This window comes from Coprobacter fastidiosus, from assembly GCF_982245605.1.
Genome location: NZ_CEVCIF010000010.1, coordinates 53,991 through 73,282, shown reverse-complemented (window position 1 = coordinate 73,282; position 19,292 = coordinate 53,991). Strand labels below are relative to the sequence as shown.

Genomic DNA, 19,292 nt, shown 5'->3' with positions numbered 1-19,292 from the left:
TCGTGAGCCGAATAATAGACATCGGCGATATTCCCGTTATAAAGAGGCTCGACACTCTCCGGAAGATCTTCGTTATAATATATCTTCTCGTTCATATTTTTTTATGGTATTACTTTCTAATGTAATGTTGCATACAGCAGAGACCTGTCAATGACAATTTTTTGAATGTGTAATTAAAATAAAATTCTGTTGTTTCAGTTTTCATATAAGATGGTTGGGAGACATATGGGATTTTCTTTTCTTTGTTAGAAACATCTCCCAAATATTGAGGAATATCTCCATACCATATAAAAATATAGTCCTTGTATTTGAAATATCCTTTTAAAGCTACTCTTTCGTAGTATTCGAATTGGGGACACAAACTAAAAATTAAAGAAAAATATCCATTTCTTTTTTGGCTGATAATATTAAAGGTTTTGAAGACTTTCCTTTTGATTTCTGGACAAAAAGATTTGAATATCAAAGAATCTATACCACATAGAAACAGACTGTCTTTAATAATCAGTTCCGGTATATTTTTATAAATTTTTTCAACTTTAGGAATAGAAGCTTGAGATTGACAGGTTACTATTCCGAAAAAAAGGAAGAAAGTATATAATCCAATAAAGCGCTTTAGTTTCATGATTTATGATTCAATAAGTTAATATTTAGCTATTTGTCAATAGCAACACATTCCAGTTAGTTCTAATTTGCCGCGAGTATAAATGAACATAAAAGAAGCATAGTCAGATACTATTGGAGGCGTTCCTTTCAGATACCAAAATTTTTTTTTCTTATTTGATGTAGTATATAGAAATTGAGGAATATCACCAAACCAGATAAAAGTATAATCTTTATATTTGAAATAGCCTTTTAGATGGTTGTGTCCAGAATATTCGAAATAAGATGCTAGACAAAAAGATAGATAGATAGAATCTTTTTTCTCATAACTGTCAATAATGAAAAATTTAAGTTCTTTTTCTTTGATTTCAGGGCATATTGATTTGAATATCAAAGAATCTATACCACATAAAAACAGGCTGTCTTTAATAATCAGTTCCGGTACATTTTTATAAATTTTTTCAACTTTAGGAATAGAAGCTTGAGATTGACAGGTTACTATTCCGAAAAAAAAGAAAAGAATGAATAACTCAATAAAGCGTTTTAGTTTCATAATTTAAAAATTAATATATCGTTTGCTAGGCACATGAAATATTTGGTATTGAGGAATAGGTAATTGATATTGTTGTAAAACTCTATTAACTTCGTCTTTAAAACCTATATCATTTGGACTTGCATATTTTGATATAGGATGACTATGTATTATCGACCTAATTGTGTAATTGTAGTATAAGCGCCCAGACATTAGATATGATCCTCCAGGTTCTTTCCCTTTTATATGTCCTGTTGTAATGAAATTAAGTCCTTTATTTCCTGGTATCCCAGTTTGAGCAAGCCCTATTTCAACTTGTGAAGAACTTCCAGTAACATTGAAGCTTAAAAATTCGAATAAAGATTTTCCATTTGTATCTCCTCTTATTTTATATTCATCATAAGTATCTTTCTTATTTTGTTTCTGATTATAATAAGATATTGAGTTTTGTGATTCGATAGTTCCATAGTTGAAGATAATATTATTGTACTGTTTATTTCCTTCTTTATCGATAGTGAAAGTCCTTTGGTATTCTCCGTTTTCATTTAATGCTACCATAAAAAAAGCATCTTGTGTTCGATCTTTAATGCGGTTTATTATTCTCCCTTCATTGTTAATTTCCCAAATGTCCATTCCTGTGGGATCAAGCGCATTAATGAAATTATTAGCGCAATAGGCGTAGGGGCTTATGAGGAAATATTTATTATTCTGCACATTTTTTATCGATATACCAACCATCTTTATAGTACTGATAGTATTGTTTCTTTATTTCTATTAATGTGTTTTTGGGAGATAGTTTTAAAAAATAATAAGTGCACTGGTTTGCCCATGGTACAGATATATATATATTTGCTTTATTATCGACAGATAAGGATTGTATGTTTAACTTATCGAAAGATTTTAGTATATTCTCAATGATTGTTATGTCTTTTTGGGGTAATGTATTTTCTCTATTATTATATACATCTTTCGTGTAATATATTTGTTTTGAAAATATATGCCTTTTAATTACATATGTTGTATCGTGATATTTAATGAAATATACTCCTTTTCGATATAATATATTCGTATTTTGGAATTCTGAGAAATCTGTATTTTTAAATGTGTTAAATTTGCATTGAAGACTTTTATTATTAGAACAAGAATATAAATGACTTATACAAAATAATATTGTACATATTGTTAGCATTGTTTTCATTTCCTTAATCTCCTATAATTTTGTGATTTAGCATGATATATTCCTTTGATAATAGAACGTTGGTCATCTTCTGAGTCCCATTGAGAGGAATATCCATTGCGTTTCGAATTAAATTTGCTATTTAAGTGAGCACCTATTTGCAGTTCGGTATACCCAAATCCCACAGTATATCCTGTTGCTCCCCATAGATAATTTCCAAAATTCATAAAATTATGTGCAGTATTATCTCCTTCAGGGAGAAATAAAGAGTTAGAATCTATTCCGTTAAAGTGTGCTTCTGGATATTTTTGTGGGAGAACTGTAAAAGAATAATCAAAATTTCCATTACCTTGACTTTCTATCCCGAAATTTAATTTGTTCGAATCAAAAGCCCCTTGTTCAGCCAACATGGATTGTATGTTCTGCTCATTTACAAAGACAAGCCTATTTATTATTCCATTATCTATATCTCTTGCATCATTTATTGGATCAGCAAAATTAATAAATGTGTATGAATCATATTCTTCTCCAGTTTTAGTCTTTTTTAGGGAGTGAACCATTATTCTATTTGTTCCTTCAGCATTTATTTTTTTTTGGTAGATTCCATTTTGGTTAAAGATATACCAGTCTCTCCCATCCGGATCAAGCGCATTAATGAAATTATTAGCGCAATAGGCGTAAGGGCTTATGTGATAATATTCTTCACAAAGCGGATCGGGCTGGTTGAAACGGTTTATCGGCGCGAACAAAGTACGAGCCCCGAAGAAGTACTCGTCCAGCCCGTTATCATAAACGATCTCCTTGCCTGTCAGTCCGTAATTGAAAGGCGACCTTCTCTTTTCCCGCATAATCCCCGAAGGATAATAAATGTTAGAATATTTGTTCGACAAGCTGTTCCAGTAGAGCCAAATTGATCCGAGATGATCCTTACTGGTATAATAATAAGAAAAAGACATCTTCCTACCTGTGCTGACCTCTATATTCCCTTCAGGCGTATTTATATACTTCTGTTGCGTCCTCTGATACCAATACACGTCGTTCCATTCTTTCCAGTAGGAAATATACGGGTCAGTATTTATGTTAAACATATTAACGGTTTTCAATATTTTGTACGTGTCACTCATATTTATTTGACGATGATTTCGATTTAGGTTCGTTATGTAGCCTAATATTTTTCTTTTTCAATATTAGGATAAGTAAAAACATCATAATAAAAATAGATAGAAGATTAGGAATATCAAAAAGGTATAAAGCCTTTGTTGAAGTTATATTTATGTCTCTAGATAGATAATCGAATAACCCGATGAAAATTTGTAGAAAAATTGATATTACCAATAAAATAATCCAAATTATTTTATATTTTATTTTTTTAATATTTGTCCATAATAATAATGACAAAAAAATGCAAGAACAAAGAACGGTCAAATCAACAAAGAAAATACTTGGATCATTTTTTTTGTTTATCACATTGTATAATAATACGTATATTTTTGTAATAGAAACATATAAACAAATGATGTTTATTAATATCTTGTAGTTTTTTTTCATAATTGTTAATTTGAGTCTTTATGTATTATTTTTTTTAGATTATCCCAAAATTTTTCACCTGAACTAATAGGACCTTTATGTATATATTTTGTATCATAATCAGATTTTAATCTGATTTTTATGTCTGAATTTTTGATTTCTCCTTTACCTATATTTAGATCAAGCCAAAATAGAACGGGGTCATTTGTATTTTGGTAGTCAATTATAAATGTTGGATCATTTTTTTTAGTTTTTATAGATCCTGATTGATAGGTATTTATAAAAATAGAAGATTCTATATTCCAGCCTTGCTCTTCTAAATATTCCTTCATGCCAGTTGAGAATGCTCCTCCCATACTGTGTGATATTATTTTGAATGTTTCATCTTTATTCATTCCATCAGTTAATGATGAAAAATTTTCTTTTGCATAATTATAGCCATTCTTATGTCTGCTAATAGCTGAAGATAAAATTCCATGTTTTACATTTGTAAAAAAAGGTTTACTATTGTCCTTGAAAAAGTTTTGAGCTCCTGAAATAAATGAGTTAGACCAATAGGCTTTACCTCCTTGAGGTGATCCGAAACCTAAGTAACCATTAATGAAAATGATTTTTTTTCCATCCGGATCAAGCGCATTAATGAAATTATTAGCGCAATAGGCGTATGGGCTTATATGATAATATTCTTCACAAAGCGGATCGGGCTGGTTGAAACGGTTTATCGGCGCGAACAAAGTACGAGCCCCGAAGAAGTACTCGTCCAGCCCGTTATCATAAACGATCTCCTTGCCTGTCAGTCCGTAATTGAAAGGCGACCTTCTCTTTTCCCGCATAATCCCCGAAGGATAATAAATGTTAGAATATTTGTTCGACAAGCTGTTCCAGTAGAGCCAAATTGATCCGAGATGATCCTTACTGGTATAATAATAAGAAAAAGACATCTTCCTACCTGTGCTGACCTCTATATTCCCTTCAGGCGTATTTATATACTTCTGTTGCGTCCTCTGATACCAATACACGTCGTTCCATTCAGACATATAGGAGATATACGGGTCGGTATTCTTGACCACGGAGTCGATAGGAACGGCCGTGCTTATCGAATAAGCCCCGGTAGCGTTTCGAATCTTTCTTCCGTCGGCCATATAATAGAAAACCGATAAGCTTTTGTCAGAAAAGGCGACGGTTTGGGGGAGATTCAGCAGATTATAGGTCGTCAAGGAAATTCTGTTGTCCGAGTTTTTGATCAAGTTTCCGTTCGGATCATACTCATACTCGACATCCTTTCCTACCAGATTGGGATATACCATATCATTATATCCTCCGGAATAAGGCGAACCTTCCCCTCTGATGATCCTGTTACCGTCATAAAACAATTGCACTCGGTTAATATAATCGGGTTGAGGATTTTGCGTACTTCTGACGATAGAAGTGATATTCCCCATTTTATCGTAAGTAAAAGCCTCGGCCGCAGCAGTTTTAACGCCGTCCCGAGTATATTGTTGAGAAGCGGTAAGCCTGTTCAGCCCGTCATAAGACAGTCTGAAGTGCGCGCTGTCGTGAGCCGAATAATAGACATCGGCGATATTCCCGTTATAAAGAGGCTCGACACCCTCCGGAAGATCTTCGTTATAATATATCTTCTCGTTCATAAAAGGCTCGTCGATTTCTGTCAACCATCCCCTGATATTATAATCGTACTTACAATCGAACTTTCCGTCGTGCAGCACTTTCCCGACCAACCTTCCGGCTTCGTCATATCGATATTCGGCAATCTTGATTCTTTCGTTCTTGTCAAAAGTCTGATATAACCGGGTTAGCCGTCCTGCATGGTCATATTCATAATCATAGACGATCGTATGGTCATAAGTCGCCTCCGGTTCAAGTATAGCCTTAGCGGGATATATGGAGTAATGCTCTTTCCGCACGGATATAGGCTGCCCGATGAAGTCGTACTTGGTAAAGCTGTAATTGTGGAATCCGGAAACAGAGCAGGCATTGGTCTGAATAACCCTTCCCCGCTTATCATAATAAAGGGTCACATGCTCTTTCAGTTCAGGATTATTTAAAAGAGCGATGATCTGTCCGGTCAGTTTACCGGAGGGCCGCTCGATACGTTTACCGAAATCAGGCTTATCGACATAAGTCAAGAACGAATCCGACAACGCTTCAAAAGCATAGCTGTCATAATAGCTGACGATCAAGGGAGTCCGGGATTCATTAAAAGCGGCCGTATTGGTATATCCGAAATTCCCGTCCTGTCCTAAACCGATAAAACGTTCGCAACAAACCGTATCCCGGAATATCACCTCCCAATCTTCCCTAGCGGCCGAGGAGGGCAGTACCCCCCAGATCACTTCACGCCCCAGTCCGTCATATTGATAATATTGCCATACCCCGTCTTTTCGGTTGTTCCCGTTTTGTTTCAGAATAAGGCGGTCGGAACGATCATAAACGAAATGCACGGGATCGCAGCCGGGCAACTTTTTCTCGATCACCCTGTCACGACCGTCATAACGATACACGTACCCGTATTTTTTAATTACCTCGGAACTGTTACACCCCCAGCTCGCCGTAGCCGTCAATTCATCGGCTGCCAGAGGTGGCAAAACGATCCGTTTACGCCCCCGGTCATCATACACGATATACGTATCGTGCGGTTCAGTTCCATTCATCCTTCGTGTCAGGAGCAGTTTCCCTTCGAAATCGGTAAAAGTATATACGACTTTCCCATCCTCGTCCGTTGTCCGGGCTACCGACAGTTCACCGGCAGCATACAAACCGCTTCGGATGAGTCTGACCTCCTCTCCGTTATCTTCCGCCCGGAACTCAGCGCAAGACAGGTCTCCGGAATCCGCATTGACGAGATATTCAGTCTTGACCGATTTCCCGTTATCCCTCCAAGCCGCTCCGGGTCCGTAAGATTCACGAATCCGATTCAAAGAGGAATTTCCGTAGACATATCCGGAATAATAGTATGCATCCCCGTAATAATTTCGATTTCCGTCAGGCAGCGGCAACGATTCACTGACAGGTCTGTCGAGAATATCATAACCGAAGGTGAAGAGCAGGTCTTTCCCTTGCGGAGAAGCGCCTACCTGCACGGTTTCCGTATGTTTTCCGAAAATATCGTAATACAACACCTTTTCCCTGAAACTGTTTCCGTCCTCGGTGGTCATGATCCGGTTTTTTATATAGTGTTTGTTTTTATTCTGCCCTTCTGCCGTACAGACAACCCCCGAGCAGCAGGCAAAAATAAAAATAAGAAAATAATTTCGATTTTTCATGATTTTCCGAACATTTTAGATTTATATATATCAGTCAACGTTTGTCATATCTATCTGTCAGAATTTCGGAGTGTTATATTCATTGGTGGATAATGTCTTGGGTACTCCGTTTTCTAAAATATAGGAACGGACGACACGTCCGAATGTATCGTACTCGAAATAAGTCGTCATTCCGTCGGGTTCGGTGATTGAGGTTACTCCGACCAAAATGCGATGCGTATAAGTATATACCTGCGCTTCGGGAAGTTTCTGCCTGAGAGAGTTGATCGTCTCCATTTCGGTATCGGGAGATGTCATATTTCCGAGCTGTTCTACCCAAGCCTTGTCTTTCCCTAATGCCGAAAGTAATGCATCATAAGTGACATTGACGATTTTTGCTATGGGATATTGGTTGCAATATGACCAAAGGTAGCAGGTATAGGTACGTCCGTCGGTCGTTACGGAACTTACGTTCCCATAGCTGTCATAAGTATAGCAAAGGCGGTCTTCGTATGCTTGCAGTTTGTCATTCCATGTGCGGGCTTTCAACGGTTTTTGTCCGGAATAAGAACAGGCAGTCATGGTAGAGTCGTTATTGTATATACGCTTGTACCCATATAACGGAGAACTGGGAGCCTCGTTTGCGTAGTTGAACCGTTCTATAACCTCTTTCCCGTCACCTGTAGTCGTTTTCATGGCAAGAGGATTCAGGTGAGCGGTAGCATGAAATTGTGAACCCAGATCGGTTCTGTCATCGAAGTATTCTTCGGGAAATTCTGTATTCGGCCGGTATATGTACTCTTGGGTAATCGTATTTGCAGCCTCTCCCGTATCGGAATAACGTGTGATTTTTTCCCGTTTCAGGCGGGTTGTCGCTATTATCTTTCCCCATCCGCACTCTTTGTATTGTTCTTGATATTTAGATTGGTATTCTTCCAAATTGCATACCCGGGTTTTGTAGGGACGGCTGATGTTGACAAAATAATACTCTTTATCTTTCGGACCTTGGTATCCCGAATATTCATATTCGTGCTTTTCCGCAATTTTGTCATTTTCGAATATCTCCTTTTTTATAAGACGGCCGCCGTAGGCGTACATATCGCCTCCGTCATCCGGATCGAAAGGACGACTGATGTCTTGTCTGACCTGAGATCTGGGGTCGAACGGGTCATTGCGACCTCCGCCGAATATATTCCAATAAGGAGTTTCGAAAGTATATTCTGTCCTTATTTCTGTTGAAGAGGAGGAGATTAGTTCTGTTACATACGGGTACAATACCGAGCTTCCGTTTCCGAACGTGATGTTCGATACGGGAGCGAAAGCCCATGTCCTCAACCGGCACTCTTCTTGAGTTCCGGTTGTAGGATTTATTTTCAACAGGCGTTGTTCTACGCAATAGTCGCGTTCCGAAAGGCCGACTTTAGGAATGCCCCAGCCGTCTCCGGAATGTTCGGTAGAGCGTGAATATGAATTTTTTGGATAAGATCTGTAGGTAAAGGAACGTGTTCTCGACAATCCTCCACTCATATTACTTTCGGTTATTTTTTGTATGCGTAGTCCTCCGGTGTAGAAAATCGTATCGGATTTGTGTCCGTCCATATACCGCTCTATGCTTTTCCCGTGTCGGTTTATCTCATAATCGAAGGTAGTGGATACGCCTTCGGGAGAGCGTATTTTGGTGAGTATTCCCACTTTCATGTAGGATTCCCTGCATTCTCGGGCATTACTGCCGAATGTAAAATAATGCTCTCCTGTACGGTCTTTATAGGTGTATCTTCTTCCGTAAGGAGCGTAAATTTCCCGGTCATACCCTTGTGTTTTTTGCCTGCCGTTATAATATCCCCAATGGTCCATGGCATAACTGGCTTCGTCCGGGACGTTTTCGGGCTTGAAGTAAGTAAATCGGTAATATTTTTTCTTCGTTTCTCCGGCATCTGTAATAGCGATAGAATCGAGTTTCGTTTTATATGGGCTCGAATTGTATGGGGATACGTAGAACTTTATGCGTTTGATCACCTGTCCGGTTTTACTTTTCACGATCATCTCTCCGAGATTTCCATGAGTATCCATATTGAAAGTGACAGAGCCGTGATCGAAGTTTATCGTTTTGATTTTTCGTTCTTTTATATAATCTGCATGATACGGACTTTGAACCCTATAAGGCTGATCTCCTGCATAGCTTGAGCCTATGCTCACCGTGCCGTCACTGTTGATCGTTCCGTATGATGTTTGATTGCCTCGTTTTATGATAAGCCGATAACCGTATTTGTCATCTTCCATGGCGACGTAGTTAGAGGGATATTCACCGGATAATATGGGTTTGGTAATAAACCCCGAGTAACTGAATGTTATGGCAGCTTTGGTAGAGCCGGAAGACATTCTTTTACATAGCCACCGTGTGCTATAATCTCCGGTCTTTTCGGTGAGGTTATTATATTCTCCTCCGAATGAGTATGATATGCCGTCTTGGTCGGACATCAAAAATCCGTTTTCTTCAAAGTCGAAAATTCCACTGTTGATTCGTACCGGTTCATAAGGGCAGATAAGAAATTTCGGATATATAGAACGATTAGAAGTCCGGCTGTCATAAATCACCGGGATATAAAATGATCCTCGTTGTTTCGCTAACTTGAAGAAAAAACGGTCGGGTTCGCTGTCGATCTCTTTGTTCTCTATCCGTTTGAAAAATTTTACTTTCTCGTTTTCTTTCATTTTATCGAAAGAGTTTTTTTCCGTAAGGTATTTGCCTGTACGAAAACCTCCATTCGGGGCATCGTCGGGTATTCCGTTTATTTCCCGCATTATCGACGGTTCGGCGTTTAATGTCCATCCGCTTCCTACCCATCCGCTCAATTCCCGCACTTTGAGTCCGCTCGAGTGATAAGATAAGGTTATGGGCAGTTCTATGTCGCCTGCCTTTATGGTATATAGCGGGATGGTTATATCGACCAGTCCGGTACAGTAATCGACCGGATAGCTGACATATTTTCGTACGGCTTCCGCTTCGGGCGAAACCGGAACTATTTGCGGCTGTTTGATAATTATCGGGTTGTCTGCATTTCCTTTATCAGGGAAGAATATGCATAAAGCGACCGTTAACAAGTGCAATGTGCGGGTGATGTGTATTCTTTTCATGGGATAAGTAATTTTATTCAGACCATATTTTTTCTCCTGCCGGTTGTCCGTCGATGATAAATCTTATTACATAGCGTTCGAAGATAGAACCGTTTATCTTTATTTCCTTGCGGTAATAGCCTGCCTGCTGTGTCTCTTTGGGGTACATTTTCAATAACTGTCCTTGGGCATTGCACAGAGCTATTTCCACATCTGCGCTTTCGGTCAAAGTATATTCCAGAATCAGATCTCCTCCGGCTTTATTGCCGGATAGTTTATATTCGCTTATTTTCGATTTGGGTATGACACTTTCGTTTTCAGAACTGTCTTTTGCGGCAAGTTTCTCTGCTTCTATTTTTTCACGGCGCAACAGGTTTTCCATATCTTCGGGCAGTGTGTAATACTGTTCATCGGGGGGATAGTAAAATGCCGTGCGGAAATGGGGTTCTTCTTTTCCGTTCCGTATCAATTTGTTTTCTATTGTTTCAAAAACAGGATAACGGTATCCTGCGGCATACCAACGGTAGGTGTCGGTGAGTATGACGAGCGTATCGTTGGCTATCCGGTAATCTATGCTGTCGGGGTGGGAGCGTAGCTTTGCCGTGACCGAATCTTCAGACATATAGCTGCATTCGGGAATCTTTATTTCGGAAACAGATTTGCGCAGGGTGTGTACCCTCAGTATGTTTTCTAATGTATCTTCGCCTATTATCAACATGCCTTCGGCATCGGCTTCTACAATGCTCTTTCCCGATACGGTGAGGTCGAGATTATGTTGATATTCACCGACATTGTAAAAATAACTTTCGAAACGGTCTCCGAAACGGAACGGATATTTCACCGATAATTCCGGTAAATATGATTTTTGTATCATCGTGCGGTTTTCCATTCCCGTAATTAACAGGGAGTCTCCTTGCATTTGGTATCTGTAAAAAGTTAAATGCTCATGTCCCGTCAGTAAACTGTCGTTACCGCTGTATCTTAGTTCATATCGCTCTTTTTCTGTCGTGAGATGATCGAAATACCAGATTTTTTTATCTCCTTTTTCTCCGGGATCGAAATAGGAAATCCGCTCTTTTATGATTTTGTCTCCCGGTCTGGGAGCATTCTCCGATTTGTACAAAGTATTTTGTGCTTTTAGAGAAAGGCATCCTAAAATACTTGCTAACAGAATGACCGAATCTTTCATATATTCAGATTTGATAAAGGTTGCGTTTTATGGTAATGGTTCTCGAAAATCTCTATTAAAAAAGCATTTATACGATTTTATAGGCTTGTATGATCTCTGTGCGTCTATTTGGTTATTATAATTTGTATGAAATTTTATTATGATATAAATTATTTTATCTAATATATTATGGCTAATTTTTTATTTCTGCACCTAAATTAACTAAATATTTTTATATATCAAAATTTTTATTGTAAAAAATGTGTTTGAGTGTATTTTTTTGATTGTATAGAGGGGTAAAATAGTTAATGATAAATTTTTTATAAAATCCAGAGCTTGTTTAATTGAACATGTAAACAAGCTCTGAACTTAAATTTTCTAATAAAATTTAAACAGGCTCTTATTTATTCAATCCTTTTGCACTTTGTACAAGACGGACAAATTCGGCACGGTATCCTTCCGGATCGAAAGAAAGACCTTTATTGGCAGTCTCGATGACTTTGTCATAAGTAGCTTCGCCTTTGAAATCCGAGTCTTTGAGTAGTTGAGCGAACATGGCGACTGCCGAAGCGAACCGGAAATCCGGTGATACGTTATCTTTACCCATATCCGTTACGCTCTTTTCTATTTTTTTACTTTTTTCTTCTTCCGGAGTTTTGTACCGGAGTTTCACGGTCAGTAGTTCCGAAGAGTTGCCTGTTTGCGTGTTTATATTCGTTTCGGTCTGGTATTTCAACGGATCGATACTTCCCGGAATATTACCTGATATTCCGGTGGGGATGATTTCATAAAGGGCTGTGACCGTGTGTCCTGCACCCATTTCTCCGGCATCCTTAGTATCATCGTTAAAGTCCTCGTCATTCAATATCCGAGTCTCATATCCGACGAGACGGTATGACTGTACCTTTGCCGGATTAAATTCTACTTGCAGTTTTACATCTTTGGCGACAGCATACATCGTACTGCCGAATTCGTTTACCAAGACTTTGTTCGCCTCTTGAATATTGTCGATATAAGCGTGATTGCCATTTCCCTTTTGAGCCAGTATCTGCATCTTGTTGTCTTTATAATTTCCCATTCCATAACCTAAAACAGTCAGGAAGATTCCGCTTTTTCGTTTCGCTTCGATCAGGTTCTCCAATTCTGTTTCGCTGGATGCGCCGACGTTAAAATCTCCGTCGGTGCAGAGTATGATCCGGTTGTTTCCTTGTACGATAAAGTTTTTCTGAGCAATACGATAAGCTTCTTTTATGCCTGCGCTTCCGGCGGTTGATCCTCCCGCAGTGAGAGTTTCGAGAGCATCTTTGATTTTTTGTTTTTCATTTCCCGGAGTAGAAGGTAGGGCGACCCGCGCATCTCCGCAATAGGTGACGATGGCTACCCGGTCTTTTTCACGCAGGTTGTTCACCAGCAGCCGCAGAGAGGATTTTACGAGTTCGAGACGTGTCGGTCCGAACATAGAACCCGATACATCGATCAGAAATACGAAATTCGATGCCGGGAGGTTTGGGCTTTCGATTTCCCGGGCTTTTAATCCGATTTGTACCAGACGATGAGTTTTATTCCACGGGCAGATACCGACTTCCGTTGTGATTCGTACCGGATCATTTCCGGTTGGTTTCGGGTAATTATAATTGAAGTAATTGATCATCTCTTCGATGCGTACGGCATCTTTCGGAGGCATTTCACCTTGGTTGATAAATCTTCTTATATTGCTGTACGAAGCAGCATCCACATCGATAGAGAATGTCGATAGGGGATCTTTGACGGGAGATTTGAATCGGTTTTCGGCATTATGGCTGTACTCTTCCCGGTTTGCATATCGATCGTAGATAAGCGCCGGCATACCGAGACTTCTGACCGCCATTTGTTTACTACTGATTGCCCGGTTACTTACTTCATCCGACGTTATGACACATTCTTCCATCAACAAATTGTTGTCAGGATATAGTTTGACATCGATTATTTTTCGGTTGGCTTTTACTTTCTGGGTTTTATATCCGATATAAGAAAAACGGATGATGTCACCTTGTATCGCTTCGATCGAATATTTTCCGTGTTCGTTTGTTACTGTTCCTTTCCGGCTTTTTTCTATCGAAACATTTGCTCCGATAAGTGGCTGATCATTTTCATCGGTTACTGTTCCCGTTACGGTCAAGGATTGAGCGGATAGTCCGGAAATCCAGATAACGCACAAGATTGTGCTAAATATCGACTTAATTTTAAGGGTTTTCATAATGTACAATTTTAAAAGTTAGATAATACGTTATTTTTGTTGTTTGCTATATAGATGTTTCGGCTTGCCATAATTCCATAAACGGGATGAAAAAAATTTTTTCTTTTGTCGTTTTGAACTGTAACCCTTATCTTTACCGAAAAATCAAATCGACGTTTTTTAAACCGCACATATCGTCTTTGCCCGATGAAGAGTTGCTTGCTCGGTATAATAGAACGGGTGATACGAAATATTTCGGCGAACTGTATAACCGTTATATTCCGTTATTGTACGGAGTCTGTTTGAAATATCTGGGAAATGCCGAGAAGGCAGAAGATGCCGTAATGCAGCTTTTTGAGGAGTTGACCGAAAAAATAGGACGGTATGAGATTGCCGTATTTCGCACATGGTTATATAGTGTGGTAAAAAATCATTGTTTTCAACTCTTGCGGAAAGAGGAACGGGAAATTCCGGTAAATCTTGATGCCGATTTTATGGAATCGGCGGATATCGTGCATCTATTAAGTGACGATGAGGAGGATTCTCGTTTGCCGGCGTTGCAGAAATGTATGAGGCAGTTACCTCCGCAGCAACGAGAATGCATCGAATTGTTCTTTATGCAAGAACAATCGTATGCCGATATTGCAAGTCGGACAGGTTATTCTTTGAACCATGTAAAGAGTTATATCCAGAATGGGAAAAGAAACTTGAAAATTTGTATCTTAAAACAGGGTGACGAATGAATTTGAAGCAATACATACGAGGCCGGAGAAGGGGCAAGGCTGCCCGGGATTTGGAGAAGGAAGCGTTGAACGACCCTTTTCTGAATGATGCGATCGACGGGTATGATGCCGTACCGGGCGACCATTCTCGTCATTTGGAGAATTTGCATCGTAAAGTTTCCCGTTCGTCATTAGAGAGGGCCGATTTTCGTCGTTTAGCAGGTTTGGTTGCCGGGCTTTTGATTCTGTTTGCGGTCAATTTCTTTTTTTACCGAAAAGAAAAAGTCGAAATGACGGCAATGGATACTACTGCCGGACAAGCGGAGGCTGTTTGGGCGGATACGGGAAAAAGTGTCGAGACTAAAATCGTTCCGCCCCTGATCGCTGAGGCAAAAGAGAAAGAGACCGAACAAATACTCCGTAGTGATGATGAAATAAAAAAGGCACATAATGCACCTGTTATCCGACAGAAAAATAAAGAGGGTGTGGTTGAAGAGTCTTTGGCGATGAGTACAGATGTCGTTTCGGAAGATGAGGTGAGACTTGCCGATGCACCGAAAGACGAGGTAAAAGTCATGGCTATGAGTAAACGTGCTGTTGCTGCAGCACGACCGCTTGTTACTGCTGCTCATGAAGCGACCGGGATTGTTACCGATGAGTCGGGTAACCCTTTGGCAGGAGTTGCCGTACAGATAAAAAACTCAAAAACAGGGGTTGTTACCGGATCGGATGGCAGATTTTCGATACCGGTCTCAGGAAAAGATTCTTTACAATTTTCATTCGTAGGATTTGAAACTGCTTCAATCTGCGCCGATCCGAATTCTCCTATGTCGGTTGTCCTATCGGAAAATCCGATGGCTTTAAGCGAATCGGTGATAGTAAAATCCAGCGGTTTAGAGCCGATCGTGGGGTGGAAAGAGTTCCGTAAATATCTGAAACGGGAGATGCGGCTTCCGGCAGATACTTGCCGAAATATTTCGGGTAAAGTATCTTTGGCTTTCGAAATAGACAAACAAGGTCGTCCGGTAAATATCGAAGTTAGAAAATCTCTATGTCCTTCATTAGATCGAGAAGCGGTCCGATTATTGAAAAGCGGTCCTATATGGCAGGGTAGCGCTAAGGTCGGACAAGTCGATATCCGGTTTAAATGATGATCGGGGAAATTAATTCCGGTCTTGGATTAAAAAAATCAAAGTTTCTCTACGCTGAATGCCGTTATTTGTGCCCGGTTTTCTAATAACCGTATTCCGAAATATCCTTTTTCATACGGTTCTTTATCTTCCAGTCGGAAAAGTTCTTCACCATTTACCGAAAATTGTGAGACACCGTCCTGCACCGTGATAACGACATTATACCAGTTGTTCGGCTTCAACAGGTGTTTTTCGTCTGTATATTCTTGTAACAACGGTTTTACTCGGTTATCGTCCTCTGTACCATAGAATTTCCCGTGATATTTCCGGAAACGGGTTGTCGTATTGTCATTCCCTCCGTATCCTACATAATAAAGATTCAGAGAGTTATAATTTTTGAATATACCGTGTCGTTCTTCCGACCGGAAGAAAAGCGAATCGGGGTGCAAAGGATCGGATGCAGCCCAAAAACAGTTCATGTCGGCGAGCCGGTCGCTTTCTCGTCCGTCCATGCGCAGAGATATGGAGTAGGATATTTTGTAGTTACCCGAAAGTTCCCGGTTATACCACATGGTGAGACCTTTGGGAGAAACGATCTCTAACGTATCGTGCAGGAATGTAAAGCTTGCCGAGTCCGATTCATCTTCGATGACCCATTCGGAAAGAGGAAATCTTTCGTGGTTTTCTCTGTTCTCGTTATTATCCGTATTCTGTTTTTTCGGTTGACAAGCCGGTAAGATTAATAAATATAATAGAAGAAGAGATAGGCTTGTGAAAAGTCTGTGTTTCATAAATATCCGTGTTTAAGAAATAACATGATAACCTTCCCGAATCAGCTCCTGCCGGATTTTTTCGATGTGTTCGTGATTACGGGTTTCCATAACGACTTGCAAATAGCAGCCTGTTATGTCTTTGCTGCCCGCCCGTTCGTGATGGACCGAAATAACATTAGCCCCCATTCTGGCAATAATTCCGGTTACGCCGACCAATTGACCGGGACGGTCTGCCAGCTCTACCGTAAGCGTATAAGATCTTCCGGTTTTGAGAAGCCCTCGGTTGATGACACGGGAAAGAATCGTTACGTCGATGTTCCCGCCGGATACAAGGCAAATCACCTTTTTCCCTTTGACCGGAACTTTATTGAACATGGCGGCTGCCACCGATACAGCACCAGCTCCTTCGGCTATCAGTTTCTGCTGTTCGATAAGCGTCAATATTGCCGTAGAGATTTCATCATCGGTTACGGTAACGATCCCATCAACATATTTGTTGCAGATGTCATAGGTATGAATACCCGGTTCTTTTACGGCGATACCGTCGGCAATTGTCGATACCGAGTTGAGACGTTCTATTTTCTGATTAGTTATAGAATTGAGCATACTGGGAGCTCCGCTTGCCTGTACACCGTAAACTTTAACGTTGGGCTTCAGCGATTTTATGGCAAAAGCAACACCGGAAATCAGTCCTCCGCCACCGACAGGGACGATCACTACATCTACATCGGGGAGTTCTTCTAATAATTCGAGTCCGATAGTTCCTTGTCCGGCAATAACATTCTCGTCATCGAACGGATGAACAAACGTATAACCTTTTTCCTCTTTCAGTTGTAATGCTTTTTGATAAGCATCGTCATAAACTCCTTCGACGAGACACACTTCTGCCCCGTATTTTTTTGTAGCTTCTACTTTTGAAATAGGAGCTCCGGCCGGAAGGCAGATCAAAGATTTTATTCCGTTTTTAGTAGCCCCTAAAGCTACGCCTTGAGCATGATTTCCGGCAGAACAGGCGATAACGCCGTGAGCTTTTTCTTCATCGGTAAGTTGGGATATTTTGTAATAAGCACCTCTTACTTTGAAAGAACCGGTCAGTTGCAGATTCTCCGGTTTCAGATATATTTGACTGTCCGGATTGATTTGCGGAGCATATATAAGATCAGTATGACGGATAACCTCTTTCAGTACGTAAGAAGCCTGATAAATCTTATCTAATGTAAGCATAGCGGTTCGGTTATTTTTTCTGACGCAATATTACGAAAAACTATTCGATAAAGCGTATCGACCGATGAATATTTTTATTCGGATCAAGGCGCCTGCCTGAATTTTGTTTCGGGCCGGATTTGAGAGAAATCCGTACAGATAGTCGGTTTTTCTCTCAAGGGAGAAACAACATCGATATAAACCTGAAGAAAACGCAAAAGTGACCTGATGATGTTTTTTGCATCGGAAGATTCAGGCAGGTTATCGGGTAAATTCTCCCTTGTTAATGAATGCAATGTAAGTAGGGTCGTATTGTAAAAATGATTATTCTTCTAAAAGCTTTTTAGCATCTACAAATTGGGCAATACCTTTAGCAACCTGTTTTGCCTCTTTCATTGCCAGAACGACGGTTTGCGGAGTATGTACGACATCACCGCCTGCAAATACACCTTTTCGGGTTGTCATTCCGTAGGGGCGCTCTTTGGTAATCACATATCCTCTATCATCAACATCGATACCGGAGGTTGTAGAGACGATCCTGTTGGCCGGGCGTGAACCGATTGCCAGTAAAATGCGATCGATCGGCATAAAATTTTCACCTTCCGGAGTTTTGACTCTGATCTTTTCCAGTTTACCGTTAGAACCGATAAATTCGGTAACTGTGGTTTCCCATAAAAATTCGACGCCTTCTTCGACTGCCTCGTTATATTCTGTTTGTAGTGCACTCATTTGGTCCATTGTTCTTCTGAACAATACATATACTTTTCCTGCACCCATGCGCAGAGCTGTTCGGGCGGCATCCATAGCTACGTTTCCTCCTCCGATGACACCGACTATATCGCCTTGTTTTACCGGAACTTCTTCTCTTCCTATGCTTCCGGTGTTGCACAAACTCGCCATGCGGAGAAAGTAGGAAGACTGTGTGACTCCTCTTAGTGTATATCCCGGAGTATCGAGAGATTTGGGCAATGCTGTTCCCGAACCGATAAATACGGCATCAAAGCCTTGTTCGAACATGTCATCTACCGTAATGGCTTGACCTACCATACATTGCGTAATAAACGTTACTCCTAAGGCCTCGATTTTTTTTACTTCCTTGCGCACTACATCTTTAGGCAGCCTGTACTCAGGAATTCCGTACATCAATACACCTCCGGCTTCTTGTTCTCCCTCAAAAATCATGACATTGAATCCTTCTCTTGCCAGGTCTCCTGCTACGGTCAGACCGGCCGGACCTGATCCGATAACGGCAACTTTTCCTCTCGTTTTTTGGGGTATTTTGTCTCGTATTAAACCCATATTTCCGTCAAAGTCTGCTGCAAATCGTTCTAACTTTCCTACTTGTATCGGACGTTTTTTGGCATTCAAAACACAATGACCGACACACTGTTTTTCGTGTGGGCATACTCGTCCGCATATTGCCGGAAGATTACTTTTTTCGTTGATGATGTGCATCGCTGCACCGATGTTTCCCATAGATAACTGGTGAATAAATCCCGGTATGTTGTTTTCGATGGGACAGCCTTTAATACATAAGGGGTTTTTGCAATTGAGGCATCGTTTCGCTTCTTCTATGGCTTCTTTTATGGTAAAACCTTCGTCTAATTCTCCGAATTTGAGATCTTTTGTTTCCATTTAAATAAATATTGTAATCTTGACTTTGCAAAAGTAGTATATAATTGTAATATACATATTGCAAAATTGTTTTTTAACAATTTATTTGAATAGCTTCTTTAAAAGTGTTTTTAGTTTTTACGATGAGGATAGCAGGCTATCTGACGAGTGAAAACGGGAAAAAAGATCGGAAGAAAGTGCAAAGATGACCTGATGGTATTTTTTTTATTGGAAAACTTAGACAGGCTCTCAAT

General features: G+C 40.0%; 12 protein-coding genes. 2 read left to right on the top strand and 10 right to left on the bottom strand.

Going from position 1 to position 19,292, the window contains the following annotated elements:
• Positions 1-658: 658 nt before the first annotated feature.
• The 7 genes from AC0UMU_RS04340 to AC0UMU_RS04310 form a co-directional block, all read right to left on the bottom strand.
• The gene (locus AC0UMU_RS04340; protein ID WP_122338411.1) at positions 659-1,153 is read right to left on the bottom strand and encodes a hypothetical protein; all 495 of its coding nucleotides are present in this window, start codon (positions 1,151-1,153) and stop codon (positions 659-661) included.
• A 3-nt stretch (positions 1,154-1,156) separates the two neighbouring features.
• Positions 1,157-1,765: a JAB-like toxin 1 domain-containing protein gene (locus tag AC0UMU_RS04335; protein WP_288640988.1), complete on the bottom strand. Its 609-nt coding sequence runs from the start codon at positions 1,763-1,765 to the stop codon at positions 1,157-1,159.
• 561 nt (positions 1,766-2,326) lie between these two features.
• Positions 2,327-3,433, bottom strand: coding sequence for an RHS repeat-associated core domain-containing protein (locus AC0UMU_RS04330; protein WP_473979877.1), 1,107 nt, complete (start codon positions 3,431-3,433; stop codon positions 2,327-2,329).
• Between the two features lie 429 nt (positions 3,434-3,862).
• Positions 3,863-7,120, bottom strand: coding sequence for an RHS repeat domain-containing protein (locus AC0UMU_RS04325; RefSeq protein ID WP_473979876.1), 3,258 nt, complete (start codon positions 7,118-7,120; stop codon positions 3,863-3,865).
• A 57-nt stretch (positions 7,121-7,177) separates the two neighbouring features.
• On the bottom strand, positions 7,178-10,234 hold the full coding sequence (locus AC0UMU_RS04320) for an RHS repeat domain-containing protein (RefSeq protein WP_288640994.1): 3,057 nt from the start codon (positions 10,232-10,234) through the stop codon (positions 7,178-7,180).
• A gap of 13 nt (positions 10,235-10,247) precedes the next feature.
• On the bottom strand, positions 10,248-11,402 hold the full coding sequence (locus AC0UMU_RS04315) for a hypothetical protein (RefSeq protein WP_288640996.1): 1,155 nt from the start codon (positions 11,400-11,402) through the stop codon (positions 10,248-10,250).
• Positions 11,403-11,781: 379 nt separating this feature from the next.
• Positions 11,782-13,617: a vWA domain-containing protein gene (locus AC0UMU_RS04310; protein ID WP_288640998.1), complete on the bottom strand. Its 1,836-nt coding sequence runs from the start codon at positions 13,615-13,617 to the stop codon at positions 11,782-11,784.
• 86 nt (positions 13,618-13,703) lie between these two features.
• Between AC0UMU_RS04310 and AC0UMU_RS04305 the strand changes: the two genes are divergently transcribed.
• On the top strand, positions 13,704-14,339 hold the full coding sequence (locus AC0UMU_RS04305) for an RNA polymerase sigma factor (RefSeq protein ID WP_288640999.1): 636 nt from the start codon (positions 13,704-13,706) through the stop codon (positions 14,337-14,339).
• The gene (locus tag AC0UMU_RS04300; protein WP_270738840.1) at positions 14,336-15,469 is read left to right on the top strand and encodes an energy transducer TonB; all 1,134 of its coding nucleotides are present in this window, start codon (positions 14,336-14,338) and stop codon (positions 15,467-15,469) included. Before AC0UMU_RS04305 ends, AC0UMU_RS04300 begins: the two co-directional genes overlap by 4 nt.
• Before the next feature lie 38 nt (positions 15,470-15,507).
• On the opposite strand, the gene AC0UMU_RS04295 is transcribed toward AC0UMU_RS04300, so the two are convergent.
• The 3 genes from AC0UMU_RS04295 to AC0UMU_RS04285 all read right to left on the bottom strand — a co-directional run bounded on the left by AC0UMU_RS04295 (position 15,508) and on the right by AC0UMU_RS04285 (position 19,059).
• A complete protein-coding gene (locus AC0UMU_RS04295) occupies positions 15,508-16,239 on the bottom strand; it encodes a DUF6250 domain-containing protein (protein WP_009317831.1) in 732 nt (243 codons plus the stop codon).
• A gap of 12 nt (positions 16,240-16,251) precedes the next feature.
• Positions 16,252-17,445 (bottom strand): threonine ammonia-lyase, encoded by a 1,194-nt coding sequence (gene ilvA, locus AC0UMU_RS04290; protein WP_022602357.1) that lies wholly within the window; start codon positions 17,443-17,445, stop codon positions 16,252-16,254.
• Between the two features lie 303 nt (positions 17,446-17,748).
• Positions 17,749-19,059: an FAD-dependent oxidoreductase gene (locus AC0UMU_RS04285; protein WP_473979875.1), complete on the bottom strand. Its 1,311-nt coding sequence runs from the start codon at positions 19,057-19,059 to the stop codon at positions 17,749-17,751.
• Positions 19,060-19,292: the final 233 nt, after the last annotated feature.

Coding starts and splice junctions, on each gene's coding strand:
- AC0UMU_RS04340 (WP_122338411.1), bottom strand. CDS start 1,153: ATGAAACTAAAACGCTTTATTGAGTTATTCATTCTTTTCTTTTTTTTC.
- AC0UMU_RS04335 (WP_288640988.1), bottom strand. CDS start 1,765: ATGGACATTTGGGAAATTAACAATGAAGGGAGAATAATAAACCGCATT.
- AC0UMU_RS04330 (WP_473979877.1), bottom strand. CDS start 3,433: ATGAGTGACACGTACAAAATATTGAAAACCGTTAATATGTTTAACATA.
- AC0UMU_RS04325 (WP_473979876.1), bottom strand. CDS start 7,120: ATGAAAAATCGAAATTATTTTCTTATTTTTATTTTTGCCTGCTGCTCG.
- AC0UMU_RS04320 (WP_288640994.1), bottom strand. CDS start 10,234: ATGAAAAGAATACACATCACCCGCACATTGCACTTGTTAACGGTCGCT.
- AC0UMU_RS04315 (WP_288640996.1), bottom strand. CDS start 11,402: ATGAAAGATTCGGTCATTCTGTTAGCAAGTATTTTAGGATGCCTTTCT.
- AC0UMU_RS04310 (WP_288640998.1), bottom strand. CDS start 13,617: ATGAAAACCCTTAAAATTAAGTCGATATTTAGCACAATCTTGTGCGTT.
- AC0UMU_RS04305 (WP_288640999.1), top strand. CDS start 13,704: ATGAAAAAAATTTTTTCTTTTGTCGTTTTGAACTGTAACCCTTATCTT.
- AC0UMU_RS04300 (WP_270738840.1), top strand. CDS start 14,336: ATGAATTTGAAGCAATACATACGAGGCCGGAGAAGGGGCAAGGCTGCC.
- AC0UMU_RS04295 (WP_009317831.1), bottom strand. CDS start 16,239: ATGAAACACAGACTTTTCACAAGCCTATCTCTTCTTCTATTATATTTA.
- ilvA (WP_022602357.1), bottom strand. CDS start 17,445: ATGCTTACATTAGATAAGATTTATCAGGCTTCTTACGTACTGAAAGAG.
- AC0UMU_RS04285 (WP_473979875.1), bottom strand. CDS start 19,059: ATGGAAACAAAAGATCTCAAATTCGGAGAATTAGACGAAGGTTTTACC.